The 16,641-nt window shown below is 70.8% G+C and carries 19 protein-coding genes; 3 read left to right on the top strand and 16 right to left on the bottom strand.

What is annotated here, in order from left to right:
• Window positions 1-110: 110 nt before the first annotated feature.
• Together ABD743_RS03680 and ABD743_RS03675 are read right to left on the bottom strand one after the other, a co-directional pair.
• Window positions 111-416: a hypothetical protein gene (locus ABD743_RS03680; RefSeq protein WP_344718840.1), complete on the bottom strand. Its 306-nt coding sequence runs from the start codon at window positions 414-416 to the stop codon at window positions 111-113.
• Window positions 413-1,288 (bottom strand): phytanoyl-CoA dioxygenase family protein, encoded by an 876-nt coding sequence (locus ABD743_RS03675; RefSeq protein ID WP_344718839.1) that lies wholly within the window; start codon window positions 1,286-1,288, stop codon window positions 413-415. The genes ABD743_RS03680 and ABD743_RS03675 overlap by 4 nt, the downstream gene beginning before the upstream one ends.
• 103 nt (window positions 1,289-1,391) lie before the next feature.
• Here ABD743_RS03675 and ABD743_RS03670 point away from each other — a divergent pair, with 103 nt between their 5' ends.
• On the top strand, window positions 1,392-2,189 hold the full coding sequence (locus tag ABD743_RS03670; protein WP_344718837.1) for an AraC family transcriptional regulator: 798 nt from the start codon (window positions 1,392-1,394) through the stop codon (window positions 2,187-2,189).
• Here ABD743_RS03670 and ABD743_RS03665 read toward each other — a convergent pair.
• Entirely contained in the window at window positions 2,160-3,587 is a 1,428-nt protein-coding gene (locus ABD743_RS03665) for an MFS transporter (protein WP_344718835.1), read from the bottom strand. The genes ABD743_RS03670 and ABD743_RS03665 overlap by 30 nt on opposite strands.
• A gap of 122 nt (window positions 3,588-3,709) precedes the next feature.
• Between ABD743_RS03665 and ABD743_RS03660 the strand changes: the two genes are divergently transcribed.
• A complete protein-coding gene (locus tag ABD743_RS03660; RefSeq protein WP_344718833.1) occupies window positions 3,710-4,582 on the top strand; it encodes a helix-turn-helix transcriptional regulator in 873 nt (290 codons plus the stop codon).
• Here ABD743_RS03660 and ABD743_RS03655 read toward each other — a convergent pair.
• The 13 genes from ABD743_RS03655 to ABD743_RS03595 all read right to left on the bottom strand — a co-directional run bounded on the left by ABD743_RS03655 (window position 4,579) and on the right by ABD743_RS03595 (window position 15,441).
• Window positions 4,579-5,055 (bottom strand): NUDIX hydrolase, encoded by a 477-nt coding sequence (locus tag ABD743_RS03655; protein ID WP_344718832.1) that lies wholly within the window; start codon window positions 5,053-5,055, stop codon window positions 4,579-4,581. The genes ABD743_RS03660 and ABD743_RS03655 overlap by 4 nt on opposite strands.
• Window positions 5,056-5,327: 272 nt before the next feature.
• Window positions 5,328-6,524: an alpha-D-ribose 1-methylphosphonate 5-triphosphate diphosphatase gene (locus tag ABD743_RS03650; RefSeq protein WP_344718830.1), complete on the bottom strand. Its 1,197-nt coding sequence runs from the start codon at window positions 6,522-6,524 to the stop codon at window positions 5,328-5,330.
• Window positions 6,525-6,564: 40 nt separating this feature from the next.
• On the bottom strand, window positions 6,565-7,305 hold the full coding sequence (locus tag ABD743_RS03645; RefSeq protein WP_344718828.1) for an ATP-binding cassette domain-containing protein: 741 nt from the start codon (window positions 7,303-7,305) through the stop codon (window positions 6,565-6,567).
• Between the two features lie 11 nt (window positions 7,306-7,316).
• Entirely contained in the window at window positions 7,317-8,174 is an 858-nt protein-coding gene (locus ABD743_RS03640; protein WP_344718826.1) for an ATP-binding cassette domain-containing protein, read from the bottom strand.
• Window positions 8,171-9,070 (bottom strand): alpha-D-ribose 1-methylphosphonate 5-phosphate C-P-lyase PhnJ, encoded by a 900-nt coding sequence (locus ABD743_RS03635; protein WP_344718824.1) that lies wholly within the window; start codon window positions 9,068-9,070, stop codon window positions 8,171-8,173. Before ABD743_RS03635 ends, ABD743_RS03640 begins: the two co-directional genes overlap by 4 nt.
• Complete coding sequence (locus ABD743_RS03630) at window positions 9,067-10,122, bottom strand: carbon-phosphorus lyase complex subunit PhnI (RefSeq protein ID WP_344718822.1); 1,056 nt, start codon at window positions 10,120-10,122, stop codon at window positions 9,067-9,069. Before ABD743_RS03630 ends, ABD743_RS03635 begins: the two co-directional genes overlap by 4 nt.
• Before the next feature lies 1 nt (window position 10,123).
• Window positions 10,124-10,813 carry a phosphonate C-P lyase system protein PhnH gene (phnH, locus tag ABD743_RS03625; RefSeq protein ID WP_344718820.1) on the bottom strand — a complete coding sequence of 230 codons (690 nt, stop codon included), beginning with the start codon at window positions 10,811-10,813 and terminating at the stop codon, window positions 10,124-10,126.
• Entirely contained in the window at window positions 10,810-11,265 is a 456-nt protein-coding gene (locus tag ABD743_RS03620) for a phosphonate C-P lyase system protein PhnG (protein WP_344718818.1), read from the bottom strand. The genes phnH and ABD743_RS03620 overlap by 4 nt, the downstream gene beginning before the upstream one ends.
• Window positions 11,262-12,080 carry a phosphonate ABC transporter, permease protein PhnE gene (gene phnE / locus ABD743_RS03615; protein ID WP_344718816.1) on the bottom strand — a complete coding sequence of 273 codons (819 nt, stop codon included), beginning with the start codon at window positions 12,078-12,080 and terminating at the stop codon, window positions 11,262-11,264. The genes ABD743_RS03620 and phnE overlap by 4 nt, the downstream gene beginning before the upstream one ends.
• Window positions 12,077-12,913 (bottom strand): phosphonate ABC transporter ATP-binding protein, encoded by an 837-nt coding sequence (phnC, locus tag ABD743_RS03610; RefSeq protein ID WP_344718814.1) that lies wholly within the window; start codon window positions 12,911-12,913, stop codon window positions 12,077-12,079. Before phnC ends, phnE begins: the two co-directional genes overlap by 4 nt.
• A gap of 86 nt (window positions 12,914-12,999) precedes the next feature.
• Complete coding sequence (locus tag ABD743_RS03605; RefSeq protein ID WP_344718812.1) at window positions 13,000-13,989, bottom strand: phosphate/phosphite/phosphonate ABC transporter substrate-binding protein; 990 nt, start codon at window positions 13,987-13,989, stop codon at window positions 13,000-13,002.
• Window positions 13,990-14,118: 129 nt separating this feature from the next.
• Window positions 14,119-14,865: a GntR family transcriptional regulator gene (locus ABD743_RS03600; RefSeq protein WP_344718810.1), complete on the bottom strand. Its 747-nt coding sequence runs from the start codon at window positions 14,863-14,865 to the stop codon at window positions 14,119-14,121.
• Between the two features lie 102 nt (window positions 14,866-14,967).
• On the bottom strand, window positions 14,968-15,441 hold the full coding sequence (locus ABD743_RS03595) for a GNAT family N-acetyltransferase (protein ID WP_344718808.1): 474 nt from the start codon (window positions 15,439-15,441) through the stop codon (window positions 14,968-14,970).
• A gap of 178 nt (window positions 15,442-15,619) precedes the next feature.
• On the opposite strand from ABD743_RS03595, the gene ABD743_RS03590 reads away from it, so the two are divergent.
• Window positions 15,620-16,489, top strand: a complete 870-nt coding sequence (locus ABD743_RS03590; RefSeq protein WP_344718806.1) for an alpha/beta fold hydrolase — start codon at window positions 15,620-15,622, stop codon at window positions 16,487-16,489.
• Window positions 16,490-16,641: the final 152 nt, after the last annotated feature.

Raw genomic sequence — 16,641 nt, 5'->3', positions numbered from 1 at the left:
TCCCGAGATCACGGCGCCACGAAGTGGCCCAACACGGAATGGGCGATACATCCGATGTTGCAGGATGTTTCAGTCCGGAGGGCTTCGGGACATCTCGCCTCCAGCTGAGGTCACGCCAGCTTCTCGAAGAAGAACTCGTGCTTCAGGAAGGAGACGTCGTACTCGTGCCCCGGCTGTGGCGGCAGGAGTTGCGCGGCCTGGATCAACCGCCAGCCGTCCCGCAGCGCATCCAGCCCGTTCTCGTAGGGGGGCGTGTCGCTGTCCCCCGTGGTCGGGTTCGTCCGACCGGTGCCGTCGTAGATCGACCAGCCGACGACAGTCGAGTCCAGCGCCGAGGACGACAGGTAGAGAACCAGCACTTGCTGACGCAGGGACTCCGCGGCCATGTCCTGGTCTGTCCCCTGGGTGCTGGTCATGCCGTCTCCCCCACCGCGGTGGGCTGACGGGCGTGCGGATTGAGACTGCGCTGCGCCACCACTCGGGTGGGCCGGTTCGTGACCCGGGTGACCCAGTAGTCCGGGTCGTAGCTGTCGTCCCCCACCAGGGCCTGCCACAACTTCACCCTGTTGTAGATCTCCAACCGCCCGGTGGCGTGCTCGTACCAGGGGAATTGCCTGCCGAGCTCGGTGGCGACCGCCGGGTCGTACAGATCGTCGGTGTTCCACAGCCGCAGCTGCCGGACCGTGGGGTTGAAGCGGATCTTGAACATGTACCGGTCGACGTCGCTGTCGTTGCGCCGACCGCCGTGCCAGATGCCGTGGTGGAGGAAGACGACGGTGCCTGCCGGGCAGGTGAGCCGACTCTGGCCGCGCAGGTTCTGGTAGCGGCCGGTGTCCGACTCGTTGGTGCGGCGAAGGTGGCTGCCCGGCACGGACAGCGTGCCGCCCATGTCCAGCGTGACCTCCTGCGGGTAGTACATGAGCTGCACGTCGAAGGCATCCGGCCGCACGTCGATGATCGCGTCACCGTGCAGGTTCTGCGCCGTGCCCTCGCGTGCCCTGCGGATGTGCACGGCGTGGTGGTCCACAGTGGGGTCCGGCCCGACGAGGCTGTAGATCGCCCCGGCGATCTCGGGCAACCCGACCAGCCGACGGGCGAACGACCCTTCCTCGAACGCCTCGGCGAGCGGCGCCCCGTACGGCGCTGCCGGGATTCCCTCCCGCAGTACCTCGACGGCCTGGGCGTTCATCTCCGCCGGCACGACGGCATCCATGCGCAACGAGCCGTGCGCGACGAACCGAGCCATCTGTACGGACGTGAGCAGGTGTTTGCGGTGGGGACGGGACATGTCTCTCCTTCGCCGCCGACGACTGGTCTGCGTTCGGCGAGCGTAGGAAGGGATCAGGCCGCAGCGCGTGGGTCTGGTTCGCCACTGGTGGTAATTTTTCACCATGATCGCCCGGGTGGAGCGCGTCCCGCTGCGCCTGGGCGAACCGCCGGGGCCGGTGAACGTCGGCGTGGGTGTGCACGGTGTCCGCAGCCTGCACGACGTCTTCCGGCTGCCCGACCTGTGGCAACTGCACGTCTACGGCTACTCGGCGAAGCTGACCATCGGAGGGCGCGGCTACCCCGTCCGTCCCGGCTCGGTCAGCCTGGTTCCGCCAGGAGTCGAGGTCCGCTTCGACTACACGGGCCGGTCGGAGCACCTCTTCGCTCATTTCCGCACTCCCTCGCGCGGCCAGGCCGTGTCCGTGCCCGTCGTCCAGGACGCCGGCCCGGCTGCCACGGGCCTGTCCGAGCTCCTCCGTTCCGCGATCGAGGCGTCGCCCGGCGCGTCACCTCGAGTGGCGGCCGAGGTCTGGACGGCACTCTGGCGCGTCGCCCAGCTTCCGGAGCCGGCCACGAACAGCACGAGACATACGGCCAGTGCGAGACACCCGGCCGTCGCCTCCGCGATCGCCCACATCGAGGCGAACCTCGCGCAGCCGCTGGCCGTCCCCGAGATCGCCCGGGTGGCCGGTGTGTCGCACAACCACCTGACCAGGCTCTTCCGGGCCGAGACCGGTGTTCCGGTGGTCAGCTACATCCGGCAGCGGCGGATGGCCAGGGCACGCCACCTGCTGACCGCCACCACGATGTCCATCCCCGCCATCGCCGCCTCCATCGGCATCACCGACCTGCAGGCGTTCAACAAGGCGTGCCGCCGCGAACTCGGCCGCTCACCCCGGGCGATCCGCGCGGGCGCCTGACCCCGAGACCCCGCTCCGGGCGAGGGGCTCATCCTGCTGTCCGTGAGCCGTCATCCGAGGGCGGACGAAAACCACGGTTCCGATCGTCGTCGCCACCAGTACTGCCGCGGCGACCAGGGCGCCCATGTGCAGCCCGGTCACGACGGCCCCACCGGCGAGGCTGCCGAACAGGGCCACGCCTAGCGCACCGCCGAACTGCCGTCCTGCGTTGAGCAGTCCTGCCGCGAGTCCGGCTCGGTCCGCGTCGACGGATTCGAGCAGCGCCGCGGTCAACGCGGGCACGGCGAGTCCGCCACCGAGGCCGAAGGGCAGCAGGAGAGCTGCCTGCACGACCAGCGGGGTGTCGTGCTGGAGTGCAAGCAACCCGCATACTCCGGCGACGAGCACCGCCTGACCGAGAACCATGGGAAGCCGCGGCCCGTAGCGGGTGGTGAGACGACCTGCGAGCAGGTTCATGACGGTGATCAGGGCCGTCATCGGTAGGAACATCAGGCCGGTCTCCAGCGCGGACAACCCGCGGACCTGCTCGAAATAGAGGGCCAGCAGGAAGACCGCGCCATAGAACGCGAAGTTGAGGGCCAGCCCCGTCGCAGTCGGAACCGCCACCGAGGGACGACGAACCAACCGCGGCGGGACCATCGGATGCGCGGATCGCTGCTCGACGATCACGAAGACGGCGGAGGCCACGCAGAACGCCACCAGCGCAGCCACGCTGCGCTCGATCACCGCATACGTGATGGCGGCGAGTGCCAGCGTCGCGGCCAGCTGGCCGGGAAGGTCGGACGGCGTCCGGCGAGATGTCGAACGGGGGCCCCGGATCAGCGCGATCAGTGCCACCAGCCCGATCGGGAGGTTGACGTAGAACACCGACCGCCAACCGAGTGTGCTGGTCAGTAGCCCGCCGACAAGTGGGCCGGCGGCCATCGCCGCACCGCCGACGGCGGTCCACACAGCCACCGCCCGAGCTCTGGCCACGGCCGTCGGATATGCCTGTCGTACCAGTGCGAGCGACGCAGGCAGCACGACAGCGCCGGCGGCGCCCTGCAGGAACCGGGCCCCCACCAGCACTCCCAGCTCCGGCGCCACACTGCACGCCGCAGAAGCCACGGTGAACGCTGCCAGCCCGACCGCGAAGGCCTTGCCGGCGCCGATCCGGTCGGACAGCGACCCGGCCGACAGCAGCAGCGCGGCCAGCATCAGCGTGTAGCCGCTGACCACCCACTGCAGCGCGGTGATGCCGCCGCCCAGCTCGGCCCCGATGACGGGCATGGCGACCGTCACGACCTGGGTGTCGAGCGTCAGGACGAAGAACCCCAGTGCGGCGGCGGCCAGGGTCGGGCCGGCCGAGCCGCGGTGTGCGGCATCGCCGTCAGTGGCGTCGTGGAGATCATCGGTCATGACGCCAGCCTGCGAACCGGTCACGGCGGTCGCCAGCGATCAGAGTGACCAGGACATGGTCACCCTCATCGGAAATGCAGCGGCGCTCCGGTCCGTTCGCCCGAACGATGGGAGGTGAGGTCATGACGGCACCGAACGCCCGGCTACGGGAGCTGGGCACGTTCCTGCGCGGTCGCCGCGGCCGCCTCGAACCGGTCGAGGCGGGCATCGACGGTTCGGGCCCGCGACGCACGTCAGGCTTGCGCCGCGAGGAGGTCGCCGACGCCGCCGGCGTGAGCCTCGGCTATTACGTGCGCCTCGAACAGGGCCGCGGCGGTCCACCATCGGCCGGCGTGCTCAACGCGCTCGCGCGGGCACTGCGTCTCGACGACGACGAGCAGGCCCATCTGCACGCCCTGGCCGATCCCAGCCGCAACCGGCGCCCGACCACAGTGTCCGCCGAGCACCTCCAGCAGGCGCAGGACGTGCTCGACCTCCTCGCACCGCCGTCCGCGGCATACGTCATCGACCGCGTCGGGGACGTACTCGCGTGGAACGCAGCCGCGGCGGCGCTGTTCGTCGGCCATTTCCTTGCAGACTCCGGCGCTGCCGGGCACGGTCCTGACAACGTTCGTCCCAACAACGTTCGCTATGCCTTCGTGAACCCGGCAGCGAAACAGCTGTTCCCGCACTGGGGAGAGATCGCCGACGACGCGGTCGCACATCTGCGGGCAACAGTCGGATACCGGCCCGACGACCCGGCGTTGCGTGCGCTCGTCGCCGATCTCAGCGCGGAGTCACCGGACTTCGCGCAACGCTGGGAGCGCAGGAACGTGCGCCCGTGTCACAGCGGGCGGAAGGTTTTCGAGCACCCGAGTGTCGGTCGGCTCGAGCTCGACTACCGCGTGCTCGACATTCCGGCGACCTGCCACCACCGACTGGTCGTCTACAGCGCCACCAAGGGCAGCGTCGACTTCTGCGCTCTCAGCCGGCTGTCCGACGCGTGGCCCACCTAGGCCAGATGGACGTGGTCGGGATCGGCGAGCGCCGCGTCCAACCGCACCCGCACGCCGGGGTGGATCGGGAAGCGGTCGAGCTGGTCCGGGCGTATCCAGCCCACCTGCGCCGTCTCCTGGCAGTCCTGCCGGATGGCGCCGGCCGTCGGCCGCGCGTGGAAGCACACCGCGAACTGCTGGCGCACCTCTCCCGTCGGGTAGACGATCACGTATCCCGGGTCGGTGTAGATCCCTGAGGCGCCGGTGACGGTGATCAGCACCCCGGTCTCCTCCTCGACCTCGCGCTGTACCGCATCCAGTGCCGACTCGCCGGCGTTCACCGAGCCGCCGGGCATCTCCCAGTTGCCGGTGTCCGCACGGCGGCACAGCAGGACCCGGCCACGGTCGTCCCGCACGACGGCGAACGCCACTGGCACCAGGACGGTGGGCCGGGGCGCCGAGGGATCGTGGAAGTACTCCAGCCGAGTCCCCACCCGGTGCGGACTCCCCGCGCCGCTCATCGCACGGGGTCGGGCCGGGCGCCGACACCCGCCGTTCGAAGGCCGGGTGTCGGCCCCGTCGCCGGTGAAGATCCGTCCGTCACGCTCGGATTCCGGCGGACCGTTCGGCTGCGCAGACTCCTTACCTGCTCCGCCCATCGTCTCCTCCTCGGCTCGCAGGTCACGGTTTACCCGTTCGCTGCATCAGGCCCACCCGTCAGCCAGTGGGAAGCCCGAAAGGAGGAGCGAAACGCCCTCGGAGGGCGTCAGCCGGACGTCTGAACGAGCAGCACCTCCGGCCAGCGTCCGGAGTCGTCGACCAGCACGAGGTCGCCGCGCTGCCCGGGGGCGATCGTCCCCCGGTCGAGCAGGCCCGCCGTGCGAGCGGGGCCCGACGTGACGATCCCGACGGCGTCGGTCAGCGGAAGGACGCCGTCGGCCGCGAGCCGAATCGCCGCGGCGAGCAGAGCGGGCGGTGCATAGTCGCTGGCCAGGGCGTCGACCAGACCGGCGGCGGCAACATCGCGCGCGCCGATGTTGCCGGAGTGTGAGCCGCCGCGCAGGACGTTCGGCGCCCCCATCACCACGGGCATGCCGGCCTCACGGGCGGCCCGCGCCGCCTCCATCGTGGTCGGGAACTCGGCCACGCGGGCACCGCGCGTGCGGACGTCCGCGATCTCCTCGGCCGACACCACGTCGTGGGCCAGCAGCCGGATGCGGGCGGAGGCAGCCAGATCCCCGAGCCGCTCCACGTTGCGGTCCCGGTTCACCAGCAGCGCGTCGCGGCCGGTGATGCGATCGTGGACGAGCTTTTCGATCTCCTCCCGCGTCTTGCCCGGCTGCTCCGCCGCGCGGGCGGCGACGAAGCGGTCGATGTCGCGGAACTGGCCCTGGCCCGGCGTGTGGTCCTCCACCGAGACCATCGGGGCAGGAACCCCGGGTGCCGGCACGGGAAGGCACTCGAGCAGCACGTCGAGAGCGAGCGGGCTGCGGACGTCCATCCGGTGCAGCACGTGGTGAGCGATACCGGCGCGGCCGGACTCCATCCGGATCCGCAGCACCGCACACACCGAGCGGGCCTGCTCGAGCGTCCGGCCCGTGTGGCGGCCGCCCCCGGTGTCGTAGAAGCCGACGCCGTGGAAGACGGTGGTCACGCCCGCCGCTCGCACTCGCGCCTCGAACGCCCCGAGGGCGAAGTCGATCGGGAACGACGTGCCAGGTCGCGGGTTGACCTCCACCTCGAGCGCGTCCGAGTGCACGTCGACGATGCCGGGGATCAGCAGCGATCCCCTGCCGTCGATGGCGCCGACGGGAGCCGCCCCGCCCTCCTTGACGTCGGTGATCATCCCGTTCTCGCAGACGACCACCGCCCCGTCGACCACACGGTCGGGCAGCACCGCGCGGACGTCGTGGACCGCGAAGGTGCCGACCGAGGTGCTCATCCGGTCCATCGCGAGGCTCATCGTGTGGCCCCGTCGATCCCGGCGGACGCGAGGCGCCCGATCACGGCGCCACCTCCGCGAGCACCTCGGCCGGGTCCCCTGCGTCGACGACGCGACCGTCGGCCATCAACACCACCTGGTTGGCGAGCCGTCGGATCGCCTCGTGGTCGTGCAGGATCGTGAGCACGGCGGTGCCGCCCGCGACGAGTGCGGCGATCATCGACAGCACGGCCTCCCGGTTGGCCGGGTCCAGCGCCGAGACGGGCTCGTCGAGGAGCAGCAACCGCGGCGGGGCGAGCAGCGCCGACGCAAGGTTGACGCGCTGCTGCTCGCCACCCGACAGCAACGTCGGATAGGTCTGCCACAGCTCGCGGTCGAGGCGCAGCGCGGCCAGCACGTCGGCAGCCGCCTCGCGGGCCCGGCCCGCCTCCATGCCACGGCGCACGCCTGCGCGCGCCACCACGTCGAGCACACCGCGGCGGGGCTCGGCGCGCAGGAACTGCGAGACGTAGCCGATCTCGCGTTCCCGCAGGTCGGCGACGTCGGCGTCGGGCAGTGCGGCGAGGTCGACGGGCTCCCCCGTCGAGGGGGCGAACATGACCGTGCCTGCGGTCGGCCGGTACGTCCGGTACACGGCCTTGATCACCGAGGACTTACCGGCACCGGACCGGCCCGCCAGCGCCACGAGCTCCCCGGACGCGACGGTGAAGTCGACGCCGGAGAAGGCGTGCACGACGCGGCCGCCGATGCCGTGGAGTGTGAAGGACTTGGCGAGGCCGCGGACGTCGAGAACGGGGGTCACCTGGGTTCCCTTCATCGGGCCGCGGCGACGAGCCGCTGGCTGTAGGGGTGCTGGGGGTCCTCGAGCAGCTGGTCGGTGAGGCCCTGCTCGACCACGCGGCCGTGCTGCATCACGAGCACGCGCCGGGTGAGCATCTCGATCACGCGGAAGTCGTGGCTGACGACCACCACGGCGAGGTCCAGCTCCTCCTGCAGGTCGCGGATGAGGTCGAGCACCCCGGCCGCCACCGACGCGTCGAGCCCGGTGGTGGGCTCGTCGAGCAGGAGCACGCCGGGCCGGTTGGCGAGCACCTTCGCGATCTGCACGCGCTGGCGCATGCCGCCGGAGAACGTGCGCACGACGTGGTCGACGCGCTCGGTCGGCACCTCGGTGCGAGCGAGCAGCTCGAGGAGCCGCTCGCGCATCCGGCCGAAGTGCCGCCAGCCCGCGGCGGCGAGCCGGTCGACGACGTTGCCGCCCGCGGTGATGTCGAGGCTCAGGCCCTCGGCCGGATCCTGGTAGACCATGCCGACGTCCTCGACGCCGACGCGCCTGCGGTCAGCCGCGGGCAGCGTGAAGAGGTCGGCGGTGCCGCCCTCGACGCTGCGGACGTAGGCATGGCCCGCCGTGGGCGCCTGGTCCCCCGCGAGGCAGCGCAGCGCCGTCGACTTGCCGGAACCCGACTCGCCGACGATGCCGAGGGACTCGCCCGCGGCGACCTCGAAGCTCACGTCCCAGCAGGCCACGATCGACCCGCACACCGCACACAGCTCGCGGGCCAGCTCCGGCCCGGTGGCGGCGACGCACTCCGGGCAGCCGGGGCCGAAGATCTTCCCCAGCCCTTCCACGCGCAGCGCCGCTTCCTGGGCCGCCTCCTGCGCCCGGCTCATGACTGACCCTCCGTCCGACGGTCGCACCAGTCGGTGTCGCTGCAGACCCAGCGCGACGGCGCGTCCTGTTGGGGAATCTCGCTCAGGTAGCTCTCGGTGCTGCCGCAGCGCGCGCACACCGCGCCGGGGATGCGCTCGACCTCGAACGGGATGTCCTCGAAGGTCAGTGGCACCACATCGGTGAACGGCGGCACCGCGTAGATCCGCTTCTCGCGTCCGGCGCCGAACAGTGCCAGGCCTTCGTGGTGGTGCAGCCGCGGCACGTCCCAGCGCGGGATCGGACTGGTCTGCATCACGTACCGGCCGTTCACGAGCACCGGGTAGCCGGTCGACTTCGTGATCGCCCCGTGGCGCACGTAGTCCTCGTAGAGCGCCACCCACATCCGCGAGTAGTCGGCCTCGGCGTGCATCCGCCGCAGCTCCGACTGCCGGCGCTCGATTCCGCGCAGCGCTTCCGGCACGGGCACCTGCAGCACGAGGACCTGCCCGTCGGGCATGCCCTCCTCGGGGATCCGGTGGCGGGACTGGACGATCGTGGCCTCGCGGCGGTCCAGCGTGGTGGTCACGCCCGTGGTCCGCTGGATCAACCGGCGCAGGTTCGCGGCGTTGACGCCCGCGTCGTCGCCCTGGTCGATCACCTTCACCACGTCGTCGGGGCCGACGATGCCGAGGGTGATCTGCAGCCCGCCCGAGCCCCATCCGCGCGCCACCGGCATGTCCCGGCTGGCGAACGGAACCTGATAACCGGGCACGGCGACGGCGGACAGGATCGCCCGCCGGATGGCGCGCTTGGACAGCTCGTCGAGGAAGGCGAAGCTGTAGCGGTCGGCCTCGTCCAGCAGATCGGTCGTGGAGCGGGCCGCGGGGACGGCCGTGCTCATCTCCTGGATGGTCACCGGCGCATCGCCTCCTTGCGTTCGAGCTGCGAGCCGAACGTCACGTAGTGGGGGAGCTTGAGGTGTTCGAGGAACCCGCTGGCGTCGGTTCCGTCGCAGGTGGCGATGACGTTCTGCTCCAGGCCCGTGCGGGCCCGGTCGCGGTACATCGCGATGTCGAGCACCGCCATCGCGATCGCCTTGCGCTCGTTGTGGCCGAGCACCAGGCCGTAGCCGATGTCGAAGACGGCGGTGTTCTCGTCGGGGCGGTTGAGGTTGGACATCGCCTCGACCTCGGTGACCTGCACCGACCCGACGCGGACGGGGCCACCGGTGCGCGGGTGCCGGACGGTCACGGGCAGCTTGCCGACGCGAACCTCGCCCAGCGTGATGTCCTCGGCGCCACGCCGGTCGCCCATCACGCCCTGGTACCAGAGGTTCACCAGCGCGCCGGTCTCGCCGCGGGCCAGTACCGACAACCGGGCCGACCGCGGAGCAGGCGTGGTCACCGGGTCGCGGGTGACGTCCACCGGGTCGGGGTCGCCCTCCACGCGGCGGTCGGCGAGCAGCCCGCGTGCGGCGAGGAGCTCGGCCAGCCGCGGCTGGCGGCTGTCGGCCGGAATCTCCTGCGGGGTCGCCGGGGGCTCGCCCAGTGCGGCACGGGCGGCGGCCTCGTCCCGGAAGTCGACCAGGCGCTCGGTGTAGTCGAGCGTGCGGCCGAGCAGTTGGCGGCCGGGAGGTTCGCGGAACGCCGGGACGATCCGGCGCACGGCCTCCATCTCCGAGGTCGGGGTCGGCACGGTGTAGCCGAGCCGCGGCAGGGTGCTGCGGTAGGAGCGCACCAGCAGCGAGGCCTCGATGAGGTCACCCTCGGCCTGCCTGATCGCCCGCGCCGCGAGCTCGGCGGACGCGAGACCGCCCTCGCCCTGCACACGGTCGACGGCGAGCCGGAGCCTGCCGATCAGCTGCTCCTCGCTCACCCACGGGCTCGCGTCGTCCACCCGCATCCGGGCGACCAGGTCCTCGGCAGCCAGGATCGCGTCCAGTCCACCCTTGACGGCGGCGTACCCCACGTCAGTCCCTCCCTGCTGTGGTCGGAGCGGCGGCCCAGGTGCCCGCACCGGAGGTGATCCGGACGGCGGTGCTGCGGGGAAGGCCCGCGACCCGGCCCTCGGTGTCGACGACGTAGGTGTCCACGCCGAGCGGGAACCGGCGGTTGACCGCGATGAGCGCCTCGAGCGTCTCCAGCGGCACCCCGGAGACGGCGAGGGCCGCGTGGCCGTCGACACCGGGTCCGCTGAGATCGAGATGGGCTGCGGAACCCGCACCGTCGGCGGCCCCTGTGTTGATGTCCCCTGCGTCGATGCGGTCGCAGGCCAGCACCAGGCGGCAGGCCAGGTCCGGCCGGTCGGGGGTGCCGCGGCGCAGGCCACGGATCTCGTCGGGGCGCGGCGGGCGCAGGGCCAACACGAGGTCGGCACGCTCGGGTGCGGCCGGCCGGGCCCCCGTGGCCTCGGCCAGCGCGGCGGCCCAGTCGGGTCCGGCGGGCTCCAGCACTGCGAGGTCCACTTCGAGGTCGGCCAGCGCCAGCGGGACGAGCACGGCTGCGGGCACGTCGACGTCCATGACGCCCTCGGGGAGGCGGTGCACGGTGCCGGGCCGGGAGAGCGCGTCGAGCAGCACACGGAACGTGGCCTGCGAGTCGGTGTGGTCGAGGGCCCGCAGCCGGGCCGCCGAGCGGCCGGCAGGAGTCGGCGCGCTCATCGGTCCAGCTCCTCGAACGTGACTGCCGTCGCGGCGACCCTGGCCTGTTCGGCGGCCTGCTCGGCGGCCTGCGCAGCGGCGGTGGTGGTGCACAGCCGCACGACGTCGTCGGCCAGCGCGTGCCCGGCCTCGACAGCGCCGTCGCAGACGGCGGCGGCGAGTGCGGCGAGCCGGTCGTCACCGGTGCGCATCGACCAGCCGGGGGCCCCGTCGACGGTGACACGGGCCTCGGTGACCAGCACTTCGGTGAGGTGGAACCGTTCGCCGGCGACCGGCTCGCGGACCTCCAGAACAACCATGCCGACCTGCGGCTGGGCCTCCACACGGACATCCGCCGCGGCGGTGATGCGGTCGGCGAGCGCGACCAGCTCCGCGGGTGCGGCGTCAGCGAGGAGTGAGGCGCGCTCCTCGGTGGACGGCGGTTCCGAGATCAGGGTTGGGGGTGGCGTCACAGCAGTCTTTTCCTCAGATAGGCGGATATGAAGTCGAAGAAGGCGACGCAGACCCCGATCGTGATGAGGATCATCGCCATGTTCTGGTACTGGAAGAGCCGGATCGCGGCCGTCAGCTCGAACCCGATTCCACCGGCGCCGACGACGCCGAGAATCGTCGCGGCGCGGAAGTTGATCTCCAGCAGGTAGATCACGAAGCTGGCCATGATCGGCACGGCTTGCGGGACCACCGCGTACCAGGCGGTCTGCGCGCGGGTGGCGCCCAGACCGGAGAGTGCGTCCACCGGCCGGGGGTCGACGCTCTCGAGCGTCTCGGAATAGATCTTGCCCAGGAATCCGAGGTTGCCCAGGATCAGCGCCATCACGCCGGCGAACGGACCGAGCCCGACGGCCGCCACGAAGAGCAGGGCGAAGATCAGCTCGGGAATCGTGCGCAGAGCGTTCAGAATCGGCCGGATGACTGCTCGCACCGCGGGGTGCGGGGTCACGTTCCGGGCGGCCAGAAATCCGAGCGGCAGCGACACGACCGCGGCACACGCCGTGCCGACGATCGCCATCCGGACGGTCTCCAGCGCCGGCTCGATGAGGCTGGGGAAGATCGTGATGTCGGGCGGCAGCATCCGGCCGATCAGGTCGAAGAGGTTCGGCAACCCCTCGGCCAGCTCGACCGGTGAGAACCCGGTGCCGGTGAAGGCCCAGACCAGCACGGCCACGCCGCAGACGATGAAGACGGTGCGCAGCGCGGTGAACCGGCGGGGCGCGAGCGGCAGCGCGCGGGGCGCCGCCGCAGCCGGAACGGTGGGGGGCGCACTCATACCGCGCCCCCGAAGGCGGGCCTGGCCCTCTTGGCATCCATCCAGTCCGGCAGCGCGACGACGAGTTCCTCCTCGTCGGTCGTGCCCGCGTAGATCCGCTGCAGGGTCGCGGGGTCGTCGAGGAGTGACGCCGGGCCGTCCACGACGACACGTCCGGCGTTGATCCCGATGACCCGGTCGGCGAACCGCGAGGCCATGGCCACGGTGTGCAGGTTCACGAGCGTCGTGATGCCCTGCTCCTTGTTCACCTCGCGCAGGTAGCTCAGGATCCGCTCGGCCAGCTTGGGGTCGACGCTGGCCACGGGCTCGTCGGCGAGCAGCAGGCGCGGCTCCTGGCACATCGCCCTGGCGAGCGCGACCCGCTGCTGCTGGCCGCCGGAGAGCGTGTCGGCGCGCTGGTGGGCGCGGTCGAGCAGGTCCACTCGCTCGAGGCAGCGGTAGGCGGCCTCGACGGCGTCGGCGGGGAACCGTCCGGTCAGCCAGGCCGACGCGGGCAACTGCGGGAGCCTGCCCAGCAGGACGTTGGTGATCACCCGCAGCCGCCCGACCAGGTTGAACTGCTGGTAGACCATTCCGATCTTGTTCTGCGCCGCCCGACGGGCGGAGCCGCGCAGCGCAGTCAGTTCCTGGTCGCCGATGAAGATGCTGCCGGATTCGGGGCGCACCATCCCGGTCAGAGAGCGCAGCAGGGTCGTCTTGCCGGCTCCGGACGGGCCGAGAACCGCGACGAACTCGCCCCCGGGCAACTCGAAGCCGACATCGTCGAGGGCCTTGGTGCTGCCGTAGGTCTTGCGGAGGGCCCGCACACTGACGGGCGTTCCTCCCTGGCTCATGGCGACGACGCTAGGTATGGGAGACGTCGTGGCGGGATCGTTCAGGGGAACAGGAGACGACGGCGTGCGAGACATCTATATATCTCTCAGCCCAGTTCTTTGAGGTCGACGTGCAGCTTGTCCGCGAGGTCACGGATCACCTGGTACTTGTCGTCCGTGATCGGCGCGTAGGGGTACTTGGGCTGCGTCTTCTCACCCTCGGTCTGCATCATCACCTCGGGGGCGTCCTTCTGCAGGCCGACGTAGAGATCGATGATCTGCTGCCGCAGGGCCGGGTCGAGGTCACCGCGCGCCGCCACCGGGCTCGGCGGGATCTCGTCCGACTGGGCGATCACCTTGATCTGCGACGGGTCGGCGAGGCCCTGCTCGTAGTAGCGCGCGATACAGCTGTCGCACACGCCCGCGGCGTCGACCTGGTTGTGCGCAACGGCCACCAGCGACGCGTCATGGCCACCGGAGAAGCTCGTCGTCGAGAAGTAGTGGTCGGGGTCCGTGATGCCCGCGTTGGCGAGGATCAGCTTCGGGAACAGGAAGCCCGAGGTCGAGGCCGGGTCGGCGAACGCCATCGAGTGGCCCTTGAGGTCCTGCAGCGTGTTCAGCCCGGACTTCACGTTGGTGATGATCAGGCTGTGGTAGCCGAGTTCGCCCGTGTCCTGGTTCGGCACGGCCACCAGCGGCACGGCGTTGGCCTCGCTGGCGGCGATGACGTAGGAGAAGGGGCCGTAGAGCGCGATGTCGACGCGGCCGGCCCGCATGGCCTCGATCACCGAGCTGTAGTCGGTGGTCTGGACGAACTCGGTCTTCATGCCGAGCTTCTTGCCGAGGTAGTCGACGAGTGCCGTGTAGCGGGCCGTGGTGGCTTCCTCGTCGGCGCCCGAGATGGTGGCGATGTGCAGGGTGGTCGGGCGGTAGAACTGGCCCGGGACCACGTTTTTCGCGTTGGGAGCGCGGTCGGGCAGGGCGCCGGGGGCAGCCGGGGAGCTACCCGCGCCGCCGCATGCGGCGAGTACGGCGATCACGGCGGCCGTGGCCATCGCGAGCAGGAGTCGGGAGCGGTTGCGCGATCGTGGGCGCATTGGTGTCCTCCGGGTGATCGCCGGGCGCGCGGGTGCACGCCGAGGCGGACGATCGCTCCCGGACGTTAGGTCGACACCATGACTGCTAGCTCACTCCTTCATGAACGACGCCAACCGACCAATTGATATCTATACGTCTTCGTCGGCATCGAAGTCGACCACGTACTCGATGCGGTCCCCCCGCGAGCGGCGGTGCACCTGGCTCAGCGGGACGCCCGCGGGGTCGGTGTTGGCGCCGACCAGCACCAGGAGCGGCGCGCCGAGCGGCACACCGAGGGCGGCCGCGTCCTGCGGGCTCGCCGGCTCGGCCGAGTGGCGACGCCACGAGCGGCGCAGCACGATCCCGTATGCGCCCAGCAGGAGGCCGGTGAGCGAGGTCTGGGGCGTCCAGACGGCAGGCACTCCCCCGAACCGCTTCGCCGACAGCCACGTCGTGTCCCGCGACCACGCCTCGCCGTCCACCGACATGAGCGTGTCCAGCCGTAACAGCTCGTCATCGGGGAGAGCGGGTGGATCCGGGAGGTCGGAGCGCGGCACCACCGCGTGCCGCAGCAGGTCCTGCGTGATCACCGTGGAGGTGCCCCGCATCTGCGCGACGATGCTCGGCGTCGTCGCGCGCAGCCGGAAGCGGTACGGGAGCTCGGCGACGAAGGAGCCGCGCCCGTGAACCGTCTTGATCGTGCCCGCCCGCGCGAGCTCGGCCAGTGCCTGGCGGACCGTCAGACGGTTGACCTTGAACCGCTCGGCGAGCTCGGCTTCTGTCGGCAGCCGTTCCCCCGGGGCGAAGGAACCTGCGGCGATCGCCGAACTGAGCTCCGTCATCACCTGGTGCCACCGCGGCTGGCCGACCTCTACGCCGGAACTGTCCTCGCTCACGCGGCGGAACTCTAGATGACTGAGGTCAACGAACTCTGCAACTTTTCTCAGGGACCCCGAGGTCTCCTGCACCGGCGGGTGCGGCGCGGGAGCCCGGCGGGCTCACCGAGCGGACAGCGTGAGGCGCAGGACGATCTCGCCGTCGTCGATCTCGCCCGTGGGCTCGAAGCCGAACCGCAGGTAGAACGGCCCCGGTTCGCCCTCGCCCGGCTCGTAGCTGGTGTACAGCTCCGTGGCGCCGTCGGCTCGAACCAGGTCGACGACCTGCGTCAGCACCTCCCGGCCGATCCCGGACCCCTGGTGGTGTTCGTCGATGAGCAGTCGCCACAGGTAGTACTTCCCGACTCCGGAGCGTTCGTCGGGAACGTTCCACGAGAGCATCACGAAGCCGACCGGCTCGTCGCCGCTGTACACGGCCCGGTACCAGGGATTCTCCTCGGGCTCATCGGCCGCGTCGTCGAGCGAGGTGGCGACCGAGGCGACGAACTGCTCCTGGTCGCGTCGGACCCGCAGCGCACAGACGGCGTCGCGGTTGTCGTCGGTGATCTCCCGAAGGTGCACGCCTGAAGACGTCATGCCGCGACCTCCCGTATCCGGCGGCGGAAACCCCGCTCTCCAGACACGGTCTCACGCCGCGACCTGCGCACGTGGCGTTGCCAGTGTCCACCACTGGTTCGTGGGCGTCCTCACGGCGAGACCGTGTTGCGGCCATCCGGCTCTGGATCCGCCCGCACGACCCTGAATGGGAGAACACATGTCGACGTTCGGGACCCGCTACAGGACCGCCACAGTGGACGGGTTGGAGGTCTTCTACCGCGAGGCGGGCGATCACGACCGGCCCACGCTCGTGCTGCTGCACGGCTTCCCGAGCAGCTCGCACATGTTCCGCAATCTCATCGACGCGCTGGCCGACGAGTACCACCTGATCGCGCCGGACCACATCGGTTTCGGCCTCTCGGCCATGCCGGCTGTCACCGAGTTCGAGTACAGCTTCGACAAGCTCACCGAGATCACGGAGGGTCTGCTCGACCAGGTGGGCGTGGAGCGGTTCAGCCTGTACATCCACGACTACGGCGCCCCGATCGGCCTGCGGATCGCCTGCCGTCGGCCCGACAGCGTCACCGCCCTGATCACGCAGAGCGGCAACGCCTACGTCGAGGGCTTCACCCCGTTCTGGGACGTCCTGTTCGCCCACGCCACCGACCGGGCCGCGAACGAGCAGGCGGTGCGGGGGCTGCTGACGCCCGACGCCACCCGCTGGCAGTACACACACGGAGTCCCCACGGACCGGATGGACCGGATCGCCCCCGAGACGTGGCTGCTGGACCAGGCCGGCATGGACCGGCCGGGAAACACGGAGATTCAGCTCCAGCTGTTCTGGGACTACCAGTTCAACCTCGAGATCTACCCCGGCGTCCAGGAGTACTTCCGCACCCACCGGCCGCCGACGCTCATCGCATGGGGCAAGAACGACGAGATCTTCGGGGCCGCCGGTGCGGAGGCCTATCTGCGCGACCTGCCCGCCGCCGAGATCCATCTGCTGGATACCGGCCATTTCGCCTTGGAGACCCACGGCGACGAGATCAGCGAGCTGATCCGCTCCTTCCTGCGCCGCGTCGCGTGATGCCGCCAGACGGGCGGTGTGCAGGCCGGAGGTTCCGGTCACCGGGGAGAACTAGGGAGAGCACGGGCAGCTACCGACCCGGCCACCCACGGGTCACGTCCCCGCTGGTGGTGTAAGTCCGGGGTCCCCGTTCGGCGTGCCTGAGCACGTAG

The organism is Pseudonocardia yunnanensis (assembly GCF_039534065.1).
Classification (GTDB): domain Bacteria; phylum Actinomycetota; class Actinomycetes; order Mycobacteriales; family Pseudonocardiaceae; genus Pseudonocardia; species Pseudonocardia yunnanensis.
Note: the sequence above shows the minus strand (reverse complement) of the source record. Positions and strands in the feature narration are given on the sequence as shown.

Bases quoted from the DNA above. Each gene is read 5' to 3' on its own strand.
- phnE (WP_344718816.1), bottom strand. From the start codon at position 12,080: ATGAGTGCGCCCCCCACCGTTCCGGCTGCGGCGGCGCCCCGCGCGCTG.
- ABD743_RS03595 (WP_344718808.1), bottom strand. From the start codon at position 15,441: ATGACGTCTTCAGGCGTGCACCTTCGGGAGATCACCGACGACAACCGC.
- ABD743_RS03680 (WP_344718840.1), bottom strand. From the start codon at position 416: ATGACCAGCACCCAGGGGACAGACCAGGACATGGCCGCGGAGTCCCTG.
- ABD743_RS03670 (WP_344718837.1), top strand. From the start codon at position 1,392: ATGATCGCCCGGGTGGAGCGCGTCCCGCTGCGCCTGGGCGAACCGCCG.
- phnH (WP_344718820.1), bottom strand. From the start codon at position 10,813: ATGAGCGCGCCGACTCCTGCCGGCCGCTCGGCGGCCCGGCTGCGGGCC.
- ABD743_RS03665 (WP_344718835.1), bottom strand. From the start codon at position 3,587: ATGACCGATGATCTCCACGACGCCACTGACGGCGATGCCGCACACCGC.
- ABD743_RS03640 (WP_344718826.1), bottom strand. From the start codon at position 8,174: ATGAGCCGGGCGCAGGAGGCGGCCCAGGAAGCGGCGCTGCGCGTGGAA.
- ABD743_RS03590 (WP_344718806.1), top strand. From the start codon at position 15,620: ATGTCGACGTTCGGGACCCGCTACAGGACCGCCACAGTGGACGGGTTG.
- ABD743_RS03660 (WP_344718833.1), top strand. From the start codon at position 3,710: ATGACGGCACCGAACGCCCGGCTACGGGAGCTGGGCACGTTCCTGCGC.
- phnC (WP_344718814.1), bottom strand. From the start codon at position 12,913: ATGAGCCAGGGAGGAACGCCCGTCAGTGTGCGGGCCCTCCGCAAGACC.
- ABD743_RS03675 (WP_344718839.1), bottom strand. From the start codon at position 1,288: ATGTCCCGTCCCCACCGCAAACACCTGCTCACGTCCGTACAGATGGCT.
- ABD743_RS03605 (WP_344718812.1), bottom strand. From the start codon at position 13,989: ATGCGCCCACGATCGCGCAACCGCTCCCGACTCCTGCTCGCGATGGCC.
- ABD743_RS03650 (WP_344718830.1), bottom strand. From the start codon at position 6,524: ATGAGCCTCGCGATGGACCGGATGAGCACCTCGGTCGGCACCTTCGCG.